This is a genomic window from Metabacillus lacus, from assembly GCF_009674805.1.
Classification (GTDB): Bacteria; Bacillota; Bacilli; order Bacillales; family Bacillaceae; genus Metabacillus_C; species Metabacillus_C lacus.
Genome location: NZ_WKKI01000067.1, coordinates 1 through 14,476 on the forward strand (window position 1 = coordinate 1; position 14,476 = coordinate 14,476).

Here is a 14,476-nt window from a genome sequence, read left to right on the forward strand (position 1 = left end):
CAAATATAATTCTTTTGTGGCACAAGAATCAAACCAATTTTCATTCCTGGCGGTGACCAGTAGGTCATGTTTGATTCCTCCTTTTATTTCAGGCCATTTAAGTTGTTTTTTCTGATTAGGCGGAGTTCCTCCGTTTATATATGTATAGTGGCTTTACCAATTTCTACACTTTCAGTTTTCATATTTATTTAGGTCAAATACATGTAAATTGATAGTCAATCTTTTGGACTTGATGTAATGAGTACGTAACGAGGCAGCGTCCTGTTTAACCTGTAAATGAGTTGTATCCGAAATTTGAACCCGTTATTTTGTTCTACTATCTGGAAAATTTCTTGAAATAGTAGAACAAAGACACCACGTTTGTTTTGGCTTTTTCTAGAAATCATAGAGCAAAGATGCCTCATTATCTTGTTTTGACCTATCTTTTTCCCACGCTTTTTGAATATCCTAAGCCGCAGCTCCCCATTTAAGAAGATAGGAATTCCCATAACTTTTTGTATAGTCAGACTTATATTCTGCATTTAAAAGATGGATAAAAAGAGGCGTCGCGGACAGACTAACCTCGAACTGCAGGAGAGTTTTAGAGCAGATTCAATTTAAGATTTTAGGTGAGGATAACTTACATGTTTTGGAGACCCAAAAAAATCCGGAATAAAACAGAAGGAAGCGCCAACAAGCTGCTTCAAAAAAAAGATCATTTATCGATTGAAACTCTTAAGGACTTGATTTCCAATATGGATGATGGAGAGTTGATCACACACAGAATCCACAATGACCGGATTGTTACGATTATTTATATTAGAACATTGATAGACTTGGAAAGATTAAACGAATCCATCATTAACCCGGTCAAAAATTGTTCAGAAAAAATGATATATATCTGTTTTTCCGCTGCAAAGGCTACTGCTGTTACCAAACTAGATGAAGCGCAAAAGTTAATGATGCAGGGCCACGTTCTTCTTCATGACACTACGAGTAACTGGTGGGCCGTTCCGCTTGAAAATCCTTTAGGGAGAAGTGTTGAACAATCTGAATCAGAAACCATTTTATATGGTCCTAAAGACAGCTTTACGGAGCAGATTGATCAGAACATCACCCTGCTTAGAAGAAGGCTTCCACTAACAGAACTCAAAACGGAAAATTTTTCTGCCGGTTATCTAACTAAAGCTAAGGTTGTCATGCTGTATATAGAGGGTATAGCTAATCCAGATATAGTCGATATTGCTCGGAAAAAAATCTCAAAAGTAGATTTTGATATGATTCTGGAACAGTCAAATTTAGCTGCGTTTATGGAGGATCATATTCATTCCGTTTTCCCTCAATTTCAACAGACTGACAGGCCGGATCATTGTGCCTATTCTCTCGGGCTGGGCAAAATTGTGATTTTCGTGGCTAATACACCCTTTGCTTTAGTTGCACCTATTACCTTTTTTCATCTTTTCCAATCACCTGAAGACTATATTCACAGGTGGTTAGTAGCGAGCTTTCTGCGTTGCCTCCGCTATGTCAGCTACGTGTTGTCCATTTTATTAATTCCTCTATATGTGGCTTTAACCACTTATCATTATCAGGTAATCCCGCTTCAGATTCTGTTTGTTTTATTGGAATCAAGGAGTAAATTGCCTTTTAGCCCCTTTTGGGAAGGGGTGTTAATGCTGTCGGTGCTGGAGATCATTAAGGAAGCCAGCTTACGGATGCCTACTAAAACGAGCACAACTCTAGGGACAATTGCAGGTATAGTAATCGGCCAGGCAGCTGTTGAAGCTGGTTTTGTAAGCAAAGTATTTATTGTTTTGGTAGGGGTAGCTGCAGTTTCTTCTTTCTTAGTTCCCAATTACTTGCTTAGCAAGACAAACACATTGATTCAATTTGGATTCTTAATTTTAGCCTCATTGCTCGGCATTCCGGGAATCGTGTTAGGTTTGGTTTACATGCTCGCACACCTAAATGGGCTAACAAGCTTGAAGCAGCCATATTTAGCTCCGATTGCACCACTTTATTGGAGGGATTGGATGGATACCATTATTCGGGCCCCTCTTACGTGGATGAAAAAGCGTCCCAAATATGTGCATCCTCTCTTTAAGTGGAGATATAACCAAGGAGATGACAAGTAATGGGGGAAATCAAATTATTTGATAAGACATCTGACTTGGGAAATGGCTTTATCATTACATTTGTACATCAATCCCACCTGCTCTATTTTGTTTTATTGTTACCAAAGATACTGCAGCATTCGTATTTCTTCTTCGGAATTTTAGCAATAGGAATCCTGTCTCAACTGAACCTGTTTATTTTAGCCAAGAGCTTGTCTTATATGGACCCACAGCAAGGATACGAAGGATTCGTCAAACTTTTAGGCGAAGGAAAACTTAGGATAATCGCGTTTACAGGGATGGCTGTCATTTTAATCAAATTATGTTTTATTGTTCTTGGATACGCTGAAATTGTCCATTTATTTGTTTTTCCATCCATACAGCGGCCTTGGCTGATACTTTTTATTATGCTGGTAAGCACCTATATTGCCAGTCAGGGAATGGATAAAACCCTCCGCTTCAGTATTATTGCTTTTTTTTGTACATTTTGGATAATCTTTCTTTATGTACCGAATCTCTTTCCCCCTATTGCAGATATTCATGATTTATATCCTTTGATTCCATCTGATTTGGCTCATGATCCTTGGAAAGGGACCTTATTGATTTGGTCCTCTTTATCAGGCCCGGAGTATTTAATTCTATTGCTGCCATGGATCAATTCAAAAGAGAAGACCCTGAAATATTTATCCATGGCCAACTTTCTATCAATACTGCAATATTCTGTAATTTTTATCGCTTGTCTGTTTTTTTTCGGATCGCCGTACTTGGGAAAAATCAATTTTCCAGTTATTAATATGGTTAAATACCTTCAGACTCCTGTTTTTGAGAGAGTAGAAATCATCATGATTTCTCTGCAAATGTTCCAATATGTTTTCTTTGCCTCCTTCTTTCTCCTTTGCTTATATGGTGCTGTTCGAATTTCTGCAGGAACCCAGCATAAGGGGACTTCACGCAAAAGTTTATATGCAGTCAGCTTACTTGTCCTGGTATGCCTTATGATAATAGATCAGGTCTTTTGGAGGGAAGGGAAGGAACTTAACGGATTGACAAACGTGCAATTATGGACTGGAGCCCTTACTTATTTACTCGTTCCGTCTCTCCTCTTTGCTGCCAACAAATTGAAGAGGAGGCGATCCCGCTCATGAAGAAACTTATTATTTTGTTGTCTCTTATATGCCTTTTATCGGGTTGTTCTTTTACAAATCAGAAGAATACAGTAGAGGAAATTGCACCTGTCACCTTTTTGACTGTTAAAGAAGGAGAAGATAAAGGGAATATAGCAGTCTCTACACTGGTTCCTCCTGCCTTAGACGAAGAAAGACAATTCTTTTCCGCTGAAGTCAAACTGTTAGAGCAGGCTAGAAAAGAATTTAATATGAAGTACTACCGTGAGATTAGGCTGGGGCAGCTGAGAGTGCTTTTTATTGATGAAAAAATTGCAAATAGTGGAATTGTATCCCTCATAGACATGTTATTAACCGATCAGGAAGTTTCGCATCGTGTTTTTCTCGTGGTTACGAAAGGTGATATTGAATCGTTTGTAAATAAACAAATGAAAAAGCAGAAAGATCTCGATTACTATCTTTACAGGATGCTCAAGCATTACGAAAGGGATAATCAAGGGGAGATTACGGTTACAGATATTCATGAATTTATGGAGAAATTCTACACTCCTTTTTCAGATCCATTTATACCGGTATTTAATATGGAAGAAGATCATTTCAACTATGAGGGAACCGGATTATTCAGGAACGGAAAGCTTGTTGGGCAGATAGATAAGGAGCAAGACCAATTTTTCCAGCTTCTCAGCCCCTCAAAATCCCTTAAGAACATGGTCATCGATCCTTTGGATGTGTCTTTGGGCGAAGTCCGTTCAAAGGTTGAAACACAAGTAAATCTGGCTAACAATACTGTTACTTTAAAAGTTCACTATCGGGGAAATATAGATGAATACCATGGCAAAGAAAGCTTGGACAGCAAAGAAAGCTTTTATCAATTAATTGACGAGATTGAGAGTTATTTGAAAGAGGAAAATGTTTCACTGCTGAAAAAATTTCAAGAATTAAAAGTAGATCCCCTTGAAATTGGACGGCAAGCAACAACACCTATTTCAAAGCCCATGTCAGAGGAAGACTGGCGCAAGTTCTGGGAAAGTGCAAATATTAAAGTTGAATGCCACCTGCAACTTGAACCATTATCCATCTAAGAGGGATGATTTTTAGAAGAGGAAAGTCTAATTCCATCTAAAGAATTCGGCTTTTTTATTTGGATTATGGGGCCTGCTTCTTTTTAAAGGAAAAAGTTCCTTTTCAACTTTTATTAATACTAGTACACACTAGATTATCCGAAAAATTCGAGAACAAATCCCACCCCTATTCTAAAATTCCGACTACATCCCAGCAGCGAGTAAAAAGTGCACAAAAACCCCCCGAACATATGCCGGGGGAGCCATTCAGTAAAATTGGCTGTTTCTCTTTACAACGTCCGCAATATTCGCAGGGAGAGAATCCACCTTGCCTTCCAGTGATTTTTGAGCAAGCTTGGCGAGCTCTCTTTTTTCAGGTACATAGTAGCCGGCAATGGAGATTTCATAGTCAAACAGATACTCGTATACTCGGTAGTCCACAAACAGAAGATCGTCCTGTGGAAAAGGAATTTCTTTTCCCTTTATCGCATAGAGAAGGGCAAGAGAGTTTTCTGCATTTTCCCGGTGCATTTTGGCAAGAAAATAGAGGGGCTCTGCACGCCAAGGCCTGAATTGATACGATTTTTTATAATAGCTGGCTGCCATGGCAGCATTTTTTTCCTGAGCGTCTGCCAGTGCTGTCAGCACTTTGCTGCTGACTTCCTCTCCAGCATTGATGATCAGTTTCCGCTCTTCTTCCGCTCTGCCGGCAAGCTGCTGATAGGAAAGACCGACCTGCATAAGAGAGTAAAAAACTTCTTCAGCCCATCCTCCGGCTTCAACTCTCTTTTTATACCATTCTATTGCGTCCTGTAGTTCACCGAGGCAGTAATACGTTTGTGCAAGGTAAAACAAATATCTGGTCCTCAGGCCGTCAGGGGTTGCCGGATCCTCCAGTCCCTCGTGCAAAAGCCTTTTGTCTCTTTCAAACTTATCGCTTTTGCTTCCTCCGTCCTCTCTATCATTGATCACCAATTCTTTTACATTTCCTTTTTGCAGGGCAAAACTGCTGCCGTCTATTTTCAGCTTATCTGCATCTATATCCCAGTATTCATGGGTAACGCCCACACATCTCCAGGGAAGAGAGCTCTTCAGCAGCCTTGTGTTCCAATATTTTATAAATTGATTAAATTGCATCACTAAATATTGATCCTGGTCCAAGTTGGACTTATCGAATTGCTCATGGATTTCCAAGATCATATCTGCATCAAGCAGCAGAAGGTAATCCGCCTGCGGAAAGGATTGCTGTGCGAGCTGAACAGACAGCGTCCTGTTGTGGCCAAAATTCTTGAAGGGTTCATGATGAACCACTCCCTCAATAGCGTTTTCTTCACACCATGCTTTGATTAGATCCGGGGTACCGTCCGTAGATCCCGTATCACAGACAGACACATAATCAATTGCTTTCTTTGCCGCATTTAGACATCTTTCAATAATTCTGCTTTCGTTTTTTACAATCATGCAAAGACAGACGCTCTTTGATGTTTTCACTAAGATGTCTCCTTTTTCCTTATGCTTTATCCAGCTTTTGGTGGATAAGATTCAAGTTGTTTTTAAGCCTTTGATCTTCAGGCGACAGATTCAGCGCTTTTATGGCTAATTCTTCCGCCTTTGAGTAAAGGCCCAGATAATAGCAGCTGATGGCACCGATATCATATACATACCAATCCCACGCAAATCCTTCATTTAGGTAAGAGACAGGCTTTTCTGTTATTTTCAAGGCTTCCTCCACCATATGGTAAACAGCCGGCCAATCTTGAAACTGATAAGCAAACCTGGCCATTTCCACGTAAGATTCCCTTGCATTCGGCGCCTGTGCAATCGCGTTTAGGAACCATTGCTTCGCTAGTTCATTGTCCCCTTTTCCCTGCCATGATCTTGCGATGTACCGCATGGAGGCGGCACGCTCTTCTTTCCACTGCGCACTTGGCATTTCCAGATGTTTTTGCAGTCTGTCAATTGCCTCATCCCACATGCCATAGTACATGTACTCCCTGCCAAGCCAAAACATGTGCCGGTCTTGATCAGGTTCCTCATTCATGACTACTTCCAGCAGCGCAAGATATTGTCCCCTTGATTTGGACCAGTCAGGATAATGGTTCAACCGAACGCTTCCGTCTGTTACATACGTTTCAGTACCTTCGCCATAATAGTGAACTTTTTCATGAACCGCGTGGACCCATCTGTAGCCGTGCTTACTGTGCATCTTTTCAAACCAGAAATATTTATCAGGTGTACCGTCTGGATGAAAGCTCCATGTAAACATATACCTGAGACGGTTGGTGCCCGGAGCCCAGGCTTTTTCAACTTTTTCCCTCCAGCCTGCTTCAAATACTTCATCCATGTCCGTTCCAACGCAAACATCAAAATCATCAGGAATAAAATTCAGCACTGCATTTCTTGCCATGTCAAAACGCCAAGGCTGAACACTGACACTCTTGACCTCAACGCCTCTTTCTCTCAGCTTTTCAACTGTTCCGTCTGTCGAACCTGTATCTGCGACAATGACGAGATCGGCTTCCCCCATTGAATTCACCCATCTGTCTACAAACTCGGCTTCATTCCGGCAAACTGCATACACAGCAACTTTCAGCTTATTCATCGCCAAAACCCTCTTTTGCGAGTTTATCCTTTATCAACATTCCCAGTTCTTCAAACTTGCTGCCCCATACCCAAGGCAGATCGTGATGGTCAGGAACTCTTATGTTTAAGTTTTCAGCTTCCTTGTAGGCAAGCATGGCTTCAAAATACTTTTCCAGCTGGAAAAGAAACGCTGCCTTTTCAGCATAGTAATCCCGCCGCTCCGACAAATGAGCAATACTGAGATTTAAAGAAATCAGAGCTCTCCTAACGTCTTTCACTTTTTTCGCAAGCTGATAGTCTATAAAATACAGAAAAGCCTGATCACTTCCTTCTGTGCGCAGCCCGTTCATCAAAGCTGACTCTCCTTCTTGCAGCAAGTTGATATCTGCATAGCATGCAGCCAGATAGCCCCACGCCTTCCAATCACTTTTGTTTTCCTTTACAGCTGCTTTCAGAAGAGTCAGGTCATGTGTTTTTCTTTGAGGAAGCTCTTGATACACTGTAAAGAATGATAGTGATTTTTCTATTTCAGGAATATAATTCACTAATGTCTCATGAATAGGCTGCCGCCAAGTATAGCCAAAGCGGTGATGAACGCTGTTTTCCTTTCCTTTCAGCTCATCACCGTTTTCGTTGAGAATAGCTGAATCGTGTGAATACCTGGTTACCCCGTATTCCCACTGACTTTGCAATATTCTTTTCCATCCTTTTTCTAAATACTGATCAGCGTGTAACGAGATGCAAATATCAATATCGGGAGAAACGAGAGCCAGTGCTGTATTTTTTGCATCATCATGGCGCCAGGGAGACAGATAGATACGGTGACTTTGAAAATGCGGGTGAGTTTGCTGAAAAGCATCTGCTTCCAGCCTTGCATTTTCCGAAAAGCCGCCGTTGCAAAGAATAATTTCATCTGCTTCTGCTGCTGAATTCAGAAATTTTTTCAGCTTTTCTTCACCATGATTGTAATAATAGCCGTACACTGCGATACTGGGAAGAAAAGCCTTAGAGAGTGCTTCTTCTGCTCCTTCCACATTTGGGTTGGCAGCAGCATAATAGTGCGTATCTTCCCAGGTGTAGGAAAGGTGGTTTGGCGGCAGATGCGATGAAAGCTCTCTGTAGTCCCAGCTATGATCCTGACCGGGTTTAAGAGCCAGAAGAAGAAGTCCGGTGTTTGAAAAGAAACGGTCAATGAGCCTCAGCGCTTCTTCACCCTCCAGACTGAGCAGCGAGGAACCAAGCAGCACCGCACTGTATTCCTTTTCCTGATATTCATCTATTGATATTGCTTCGGCAGCTTCGATGGTCCGGCCTTCAGAGGTGAATGTTTGAAGGAGCTTATCAAAAGGACCAAGAATATCGGCAAATATGATAGGATTCTCACTTGCTGAGATGTAGCGCTTTGCCAGGCGCTCTATCCAGCGCTCTCCGAAGTTATAGGTTAAAAACATGCTGATCCCCCTTTTTCAGGATTGATGTTCATCAAGAATGCGGCCGATGTACTCCAGCGTTTCCCTTCGTAAATCCTGCCTTTTCAAGGCAAAATCAAGTGTAGCTTTGATAAATCCAAATTTGTTGCCAATATCATAGTTTTCTCCCTCAATCAGCGTACCTGTAATCGGCTGGGAAAGATTGAGAATATTTAAAGCATCTGTCAGCTGTATTTCTCCTCCTGCACCTGGAGGAAGATGCTGTAAAATATCAAAAATTTCCGGATATAAAATATATCTGCCTAGAATGGCATAGCGGGAAGGAGCATCTTCTATTCTAGGCTTTTCAACCAGTCCCTTTATACAAATATCCTTTGTATCCTCAGGAGACTCGCAAGTTTCTATGATTCCGTACTTGGAAACATCCTCTTCTTCTACTTTTTTCAAGCCAATCACTGGCGTCTTTGTTGTTTCATAAACGGAAATCAGCTGCTGCAGAGCCGGTTCTCCCGACATGACAATATCGTCTCCGAGCAAAACGGCAAACGGTTCTTTTCCAATAAAACTTCTTGCACAATAAATCGCATGCCCAAGCCCCTTGGCTTCCTTCTGACGGACATAATGAATATTGGCCAGGCTGGAGATGCTCTGCACCTCCCTTAAAATATCTGTCTTGTCTCTGTCCTGCAGGGTCGCTTCCAGTTCAAACGACTGATCAAAATGATCTTCAATTGACCTTTTGCCTCTACCGCTGATAATGATAATATCCTCTATTCCCGAGGCCGCCGCTTCCTCTACAATGTATTGAATCGTTGGTTTATCTACGATCGGAAGCATTTCTTTTGGAAGCGCCTTGGTCGCCGGAAGAAACCTTGTACCTAATCCGGCAGCAGGAATAATCGCTTTTCTAATCTTCAACATTCATCCCTCCTACATTCCCTGTTACCATCATATTTTCTGGAGACTTAAAGGGAACAAAAGGAACAAGAAAAGGGCAGAAAAGGGGACCGTTTTACGGGATTGAAAAGCTGAAAGAAACATGAGGGAGTTAAAAATAACGGGAGTGTGCTGTGGAAATCCTGTCGTTTGTTAAGTAGAAGGTTTATTGCAGTAAGAGCAAGAAACAACTTTGACATATAGAGTTTCTTCATAATATTGACATCATTCCAGATGAACGAAATTAACGGAGCTTTTCCGGTTAAGTCCAGTAAAAGGCTGCTTACAGGGAAAATAGGAACAGCTTTTCCGGTTATCTAATGAAAAACCCTTCTTTTCATGCTTCTGGAGGTCAATAGCCGGAACACCTCCGTCTATTGACGGCTTTTTTTCTGGTATTTTTTACTTTAGCGGAAATGTTACCTCTATTTTTGAGCTGAGATGCTTACCAGCTTTCTCAGCATTTTGTGAGGTATCCAACATCTGAGTCTTCTTTAAAAAAGCAGGCAGCTGCATTCAAATATCAAACAGATTCAAAAAAAGCACGCCCGGGAGATCCCCAGACGTGCTTACAATTCCTTTATTCCAAATTGGCATGCTTACCATACATCTTTTTGGTGTTCATGCCCTTCTTTTCCATGATTCTCAAAATGAGCGCATCAAAGAATAGAAGCAGAAGCTGTTCAAACAGCGAGCCCATTGGCTGAATGGTTTCCCCGCTGTCACCTGATTGATCTTTTGGAGCACCAGGCATTTTCACTTTTAAGTCAGCCAGGTTCCCGATAGTGGAATCAGGGGAAATGGTCACCGCAGCAACTGTTCCACCCAGACTTTTCGCTTTTTCCGCCATGCTGACAAGGCTTTTCGTTTCTCCTGAACCTGAAGCAATGATCATCAAATCCCGCTCTTCAAAACCGGGCGTGGTTGTCTCGCCGGGTACATGGGCAGGGATACCGAGATGCCCAAGCCTCATAGCAAACGATTTTGCCATAAAGCCTGATCTTCCTGCACCGGCAACAAAAACCTTGTCCGCTTCGAGCACTGCATGTATCAGCGTTTCGGCATCTGAATCTGATATGGTTTCAGAGATCCGCAATTCATCAAGGATACTTCCTAAATACTGAGTAGTATTCATATTTACCCCTGCTGAATCATCTTTTGCATTTGCTCAGCAGCAGCCTTTTTGTCGTCCTGTCCAGTAATGCCTCCGCCTACGATGACTAAATCAGGCTGAACTTTAATAACTTCAGGAAGAGTTTCAAGCTTAATTCCTCCTGCAATTGCAGTTTTTGCATTGCTTACAACACTTTTGATTGTTTGAAGATCTTCAAAAGAGTTTTTTCCTTCTGCCTGCAGGTCATAGCCTGTATGAACACATATATAATCAACGCCCATGCTGTCCAATTCCTTTGCACGGCCTTCAAGATCTTTTACAGCAATCATATCTACAAGAATTTTTTTGCCTTGCTTTTTCGCCTCTTCCACAGCACCCTGAATAGAAGCATCCTCTGCTGCACCAAGAATGGTTACAATGTCTGCACCTGCTTGAGAAGCCTGAGCTACTTCATAGCCGGCAGCATCCATAATTTTCAGGTCAGCAAGTACCTTTAAATTAGGGAAAGCATCTTTCACAGCTTTTACTGCATGTAGGCCTTCATTAATCACAACAGGAGTCCCTATTTCCACAATATCAATATGTTCTTCAACCTCTTTCACAACCTCGATTGCTTCCGGGATGTTTACTAAGTCTAATGCTAATTGTAGTTCCATGTCCAATTCCTCCTAGTTGATAAGTAGTTACCTTTCCTTATATCATTACCCTTCGAAAACCGTAATAATGCATCAGCATATGAGAGTCTTTCGTTCGCTGATAGTTGAAAGTATATAATGTATGGTGTAATGTTTAAAGTACGCACTTTTTTTTTACATAGTGCCTAAAAGTATACTATCGTACTGCACCTGAGGAGGAACACGATGTCACGCATGAAAGATAAAATATTTAATTGTGAAAAAGAACTAACGCTCTCTGTTATCGGCGGAAAATGGAAAATGCTGATATTGTGGCATCTCGGAAAAGAAGGAACAAAACGGTTTGGAGAGCTAAAAGCACTTATGCCGGGCATCACACAAAGAATGCTCGTCAATCAGCTTCGGGAACTGGAGGAAGACTCTATTGTGAGGCGAAAAGTGTATCCGGTTGTCCCTCCAAAAGTAGAATACTCCCTGACCGAACAAGGAAAAACGCTTATGCCGATTTTGGACGCTATGTATTTGTGGGGAAAAGAATATATGGAAACTGCAAAGGTAGACGTGACTGTTGCCGAAAACTCTGTACCTGAGCCGCAGATGAAATGATATAACAGGCAAACAAAAAGGGCTGCAATGAGCCCTTATTTGCTTGGTAAGAAAATGTTTATAAGCCGCTGAGCGGGCGCTTCCGCTTTATATTGTCCAGCTTCAACGCACAGGGCTGCCGATCTAAGCCGGTCGGCACCCCGTGGCTAATGGACTTCCGCCTTCTACACTCTAATTAAATCTTTTCTCCGATAAACGCTTAGGATTACTCCTACTATGACTGAGTGCAGCAGGATTGGCATGAGGCCATAGCTGATAAACGGGAGCGAGATGCCTGTAATTGGTAGAAATCCAAACACCATTGCTGCATTGTAAAGCAGCTGTGTCAGATATATTGTCATTCCACCAGCAATCAGCATTCTTCCAAATGGCTCTTTAACCAGGTGAAGCACCTGCACCATTCTGACCGCAAACAAGCTCAGAATTACTAAAAGAAGCATGACAAGAAGCAGCCCGTATGTTTGGGCAATGCTGATTAGTACAAAATCAGTATGACTTTCAGGAATGCTGGTGCTGCCGGAAGTTCCCATCCAATTTGAAGAAGAAACTCCTTCCTTTAATTTCAAGTAAATATATCCCCTCCCTTGAGGATCGGTCTCCGGATGAATAAAGCTGAGGATGCGTGCACGCTGATACTCATGAAGTGACCCAAAAGTTGCCGCAGCCACTGCTGCAAAGGCCAATGTCCCTATTCCTGCAGTGATGACAGCCCGTTTTTTATTACTGCTGCTCCATATAAACATCACACCTGTCATCACAATGTATAAAAACGCGGTTGTAATGGATGGGAGGAGGAGAAGATAATACATAGGAAATAACGCTATGATGAAGCACAGCCACTTGTTAATTTTCTCATTGATAAAAAGGGATGAAAATGCCAGATAAAACAATGGCAGGGCGGCTATGCTGCCTATTTGTGTACTTCCAACAGGAAGAAAAGGAATTCCATTAATGGTAGTTGCAAAAGGAGCGTACAGCAAAAGAAATAAGAGCAGAAATCCCATTGCATAGAACAGCCATGATAGCTTTTGGAGATGTCTGTAATCGATCATCACCAACAGCAGAACTGCCAGCAGTCCCAGGAGTACAAAAATCATTTTGTTCACATTGACGCCATCCCCAGGCATTGCAATGACAGGCAGAAAGCTCAGCAGCAAAGCAGCAATCAGGAGGCATACCATAACCCAGTCGACCCTCGGTTTGTGCAGCAAATTCAATTGAACACCAAGCTTTTCGGGATTGCCCATTTGCTTTACAGCTTTTTCTTCAGCCTGTTCTTCAGATAATCCCTTTTTCAGCCAATCAGCTTTTGTTTGTGCCAGATGGTAGTCCAGCTCTTCCTCTACAAATTTTTTGGCCTCCTTTGATACAATCTGACTGATCACCCTTTCCAGGAATGTGCGTTTTGATTGCAGCATTCAGCTTCCTCCTTCCAAAAGCTCATGTAAGGAGAAACGATGCCGCTTATTCTCTTTTTCCGCTTTGGTGAGCAGCTTGCGCCCTTTATTGTTCAGTGTATAAAGCTTTGCATTTTCTTTCCAATCCGCCTGCAAAATGTGTTTGTTTTCCAGCTTGTGAAGCAGCGAATATAAAAACCCTTCATGATCTTCAAATTTTGTAATTCCTCTGCTGCGCAGCTGACTTGCAAGCTCGTATCCACTCTTTTCCACTGTTAGCAGCTGAAGAACTGCCAGAAGAATGTCTTCATCTCTTTCAGCCTGCTTTTTTATTTCACGGTTGATTTTTTTTCGGTGATAATCAGTAAATTCCAATCCGTTAAACGCTGTGTTCCTAAGCGATGCTTTTAACCCTCTCAGTCTGTCTTCCATTGCTTATTCCTCCAGTCTTTTTTTCAATAATTCCTTTGCCCGCTTTAGCCTGGTTTTGACGGTGTTTTCTTTGATTCCTGTCACCTCAGCAATTTCCTTCAGCTTCATTTCCTGAAAATAAAAAAGATAGATTGCTTCCCTGTATGGCACATCCAGCTCCATGACAGCTGCTGCCAGCATATCGTCCGTGTCTCTTTTCATTACCTCTGCTTCCACATCTTCCGCCGATCTCAGCCTGCTCTCCCAATCAAGTTCACCCGCAACTACATTTCTTCTATACCAGCTTTTCAAGTAGTCCTTGCATGTATTAATCGCAATCTTCCAAAGCCATGTACGCAGCTTGGATTTACCGCTGTATGTATGTAGGGAATTGTAGCTCTTGATAAAAATATCCTGAGTCAGCTCCTCAGCTGCTGATCTATCTTTCACATAAGAATAAACCAGCTGCAAAATATCCTGACCGTACATCTTCATTAATTCATCAATCAAGACATCCTTTTCTTCTGTATGCAGAGCACATGATAGTATCTCCTCCATGTCAGATCCCCCTTTCTATTCTTTATAGACGATGCATGGATGGAAAAAGTTTTTAGGATTTGTGGTTTTTCATTTTTATTGAAGTGGGAAGGGATTTTGGGGCGGTTTTGGAGGAATTATGGGGGTGGTTTTGAAAATGGTAGAACAAAGAGGCTTACTTTGTTATACGATCTCGCTGATTTTGAAAGATAGTATAACAAAACACCCCCGTTTGTTATAGCATCTTCAGGATAGTAGAACAATTCTATATTCACAAGAGGCCACATGTCACGACAAAGAAAAAATAAGCGTAAGAAATCCGGTTAAATTCAGAATAGGCCATTTTATAGGGGAAATAAGGGAATAAATTCCGCTTAAGCTGCTGAAAATCATCCATTTATTGGTTTTTTAGGTACTTAGGCGGAATTTATACGAAAATTGAGGATTGTGCTGTCTTAAAAAGCAAAAAAAGGCCCCCCAAGGTTTGAATTTGGATTTTTTAAAATGGGTTTATGCAGCTAGCTGGCTTGTATTCGATCCAACTGGATG

Annotated in this window: 13 protein-coding genes; 4 read left to right on the forward strand and 9 right to left on the reverse strand. The window is 41.7% G+C overall.

From position 1 onward, the window contains the following. Nucleotides 1-623 precede the first annotated feature (623 nt). From GJU40_RS19050 to GJU40_RS19060, 3 genes are read left to right on the forward strand one after another with little or no spacing between them, the layout of a single operon-like run. Complete coding sequence (locus tag GJU40_RS19050) at nt 624-2,114, forward strand: spore germination protein (protein WP_154309640.1); 1,491 nt, start codon at nt 624-626, stop codon at nt 2,112-2,114. Next, complete coding sequence (locus tag GJU40_RS19055) at nt 2,114-3,238, forward strand: GerAB/ArcD/ProY family transporter (protein ID WP_154309641.1); 1,125 nt, start codon at nt 2,114-2,116, stop codon at nt 3,236-3,238. The genes GJU40_RS19050 and GJU40_RS19055 overlap by 1 nt, the downstream gene beginning before the upstream one ends. After that, nucleotides 3,235-4,299: a Ger(x)C family spore germination protein gene (locus GJU40_RS19060; protein ID WP_154309642.1), complete on the forward strand. Its 1,065-nt coding sequence runs from the start codon at nt 3,235-3,237 to the stop codon at nt 4,297-4,299. The genes GJU40_RS19055 and GJU40_RS19060 overlap by 4 nt, the downstream gene beginning before the upstream one ends. A gap of 246 nt (nt 4,300-4,545) precedes the next feature. Here the strand turns inward: GJU40_RS19060 and GJU40_RS19065 are convergent, their stop codons facing one another. From GJU40_RS19065 to hxlA, 6 genes are all read right to left on the reverse strand, one after another. After that, complete coding sequence (locus GJU40_RS19065; protein ID WP_154309651.1) at nt 4,546-5,739, reverse strand: tetratricopeptide repeat-containing glycosyltransferase; 1,194 nt, start codon at nt 5,737-5,739, stop codon at nt 4,546-4,548. 49 nt (nt 5,740-5,788) lie between these two features. Continuing rightward, nucleotides 5,789-6,880, reverse strand: coding sequence for a tetratricopeptide repeat-containing glycosyltransferase (locus tag GJU40_RS19070; RefSeq protein ID WP_154309643.1), 1,092 nt, complete (start codon nt 6,878-6,880; stop codon nt 5,789-5,791). Then, on the reverse strand, nt 6,873-8,312 hold the full coding sequence (locus GJU40_RS19075) for a hypothetical protein (protein ID WP_154309644.1): 1,440 nt from the start codon (nt 8,310-8,312) through the stop codon (nt 6,873-6,875). Before GJU40_RS19075 ends, GJU40_RS19070 begins: the two co-directional genes overlap by 8 nt. 15 nt (nt 8,313-8,327) lie before the next feature. Beyond that, nucleotides 8,328-9,209 carry a UTP--glucose-1-phosphate uridylyltransferase GalU gene (galU, locus tag GJU40_RS19080; RefSeq protein WP_154309652.1) on the reverse strand — a complete coding sequence of 294 codons (882 nt, stop codon included), beginning with the start codon at nt 9,207-9,209 and terminating at the stop codon, nt 8,328-8,330. Between the two features lie 598 nt (nt 9,210-9,807). Continuing rightward, nucleotides 9,808-10,362 (reverse strand): 6-phospho-3-hexuloisomerase, encoded by a 555-nt coding sequence (gene hxlB, locus GJU40_RS19085; protein WP_154309645.1) that lies wholly within the window; start codon nt 10,360-10,362, stop codon nt 9,808-9,810. A 2-nt stretch (nt 10,363-10,364) separates the two neighbouring features. After that, nucleotides 10,365-10,997 carry a 3-hexulose-6-phosphate synthase gene (gene hxlA / locus GJU40_RS19090; protein ID WP_154309646.1) on the reverse strand — a complete coding sequence of 211 codons (633 nt, stop codon included), beginning with the start codon at nt 10,995-10,997 and terminating at the stop codon, nt 10,365-10,367. Nucleotides 10,998-11,201: 204 nt separating this feature from the next. Between hxlA and hxlR the strand changes: the two genes are divergently transcribed. Continuing rightward, complete coding sequence (gene hxlR, locus GJU40_RS19095) at nt 11,202-11,582, forward strand: transcriptional activator HxlR (protein WP_154309647.1); 381 nt, start codon at nt 11,202-11,204, stop codon at nt 11,580-11,582. A 164-nt stretch (nt 11,583-11,746) separates the two neighbouring features. On the opposite strand, the gene GJU40_RS19100 is transcribed toward hxlR, so the two are convergent. The 3 genes from GJU40_RS19100 to GJU40_RS19110 are packed head-to-tail and all read right to left on the reverse strand — an operon-like array spanning nt 11,747 to nt 13,948. Next, entirely contained in the window at nt 11,747-13,000 is a 1,254-nt protein-coding gene (locus tag GJU40_RS19100; RefSeq protein WP_154309648.1) for an FtsW/RodA/SpoVE family cell cycle protein, read from the reverse strand. Next, on the reverse strand, nt 13,001-13,411 hold the full coding sequence (locus GJU40_RS19105) for a PadR family transcriptional regulator (protein ID WP_154309649.1): 411 nt from the start codon (nt 13,409-13,411) through the stop codon (nt 13,001-13,003). 3 nt (nt 13,412-13,414) lie between these two features. Continuing rightward, the gene (locus GJU40_RS19110) at nt 13,415-13,948 is read right to left on the reverse strand and encodes a sigma-70 family RNA polymerase sigma factor (protein ID WP_154309650.1); all 534 of its coding nucleotides are present in this window, start codon (nt 13,946-13,948) and stop codon (nt 13,415-13,417) included. Between the last annotated feature and the right edge of the window lie 528 nt (nt 13,949-14,476).

Bases quoted from the DNA above. Each gene is read 5' to 3' on its own strand.
- GJU40_RS19075 (WP_154309644.1), bottom strand. From the start codon at position 8,312: ATGTTTTTAACCTATAACTTCGGAGAGCGCTGGATAGAGCGCCTGGCA.
- hxlB (WP_154309645.1), bottom strand. From the start codon at position 10,362: ATGAATACTACTCAGTATTTAGGAAGTATCCTTGATGAATTGCGGATC.
- GJU40_RS19065 (WP_154309651.1), bottom strand. From the start codon at position 5,739: ATGATTGTAAAAAACGAAAGCAGAATTATTGAAAGATGTCTAAATGCG.
- hxlR (WP_154309647.1), top strand. From the start codon at position 11,202: ATGTCACGCATGAAAGATAAAATATTTAATTGTGAAAAAGAACTAACG.
- GJU40_RS19100 (WP_154309648.1), bottom strand. From the start codon at position 13,000: ATGCTGCAATCAAAACGCACATTCCTGGAAAGGGTGATCAGTCAGATT.
- GJU40_RS19060 (WP_154309642.1), top strand. From the start codon at position 3,235: ATGAAGAAACTTATTATTTTGTTGTCTCTTATATGCCTTTTATCGGGT.
- GJU40_RS19105 (WP_154309649.1), bottom strand. From the start codon at position 13,411: ATGGAAGACAGACTGAGAGGGTTAAAAGCATCGCTTAGGAACACAGCG.
- GJU40_RS19070 (WP_154309643.1), bottom strand. From the start codon at position 6,880: ATGAATAAGCTGAAAGTTGCTGTGTATGCAGTTTGCCGGAATGAAGCC.
- GJU40_RS19055 (WP_154309641.1), top strand. From the start codon at position 2,114: ATGGGGGAAATCAAATTATTTGATAAGACATCTGACTTGGGAAATGGC.
- hxlA (WP_154309646.1), bottom strand. From the start codon at position 10,997: ATGGAACTACAATTAGCATTAGACTTAGTAAACATCCCGGAAGCAATC.
- GJU40_RS19050 (WP_154309640.1), top strand. From the start codon at position 624: ATGTTTTGGAGACCCAAAAAAATCCGGAATAAAACAGAAGGAAGCGCC.
- GJU40_RS19110 (WP_154309650.1), bottom strand. From the start codon at position 13,948: ATGGAGGAGATACTATCATGTGCTCTGCATACAGAAGAAAAGGATGTC.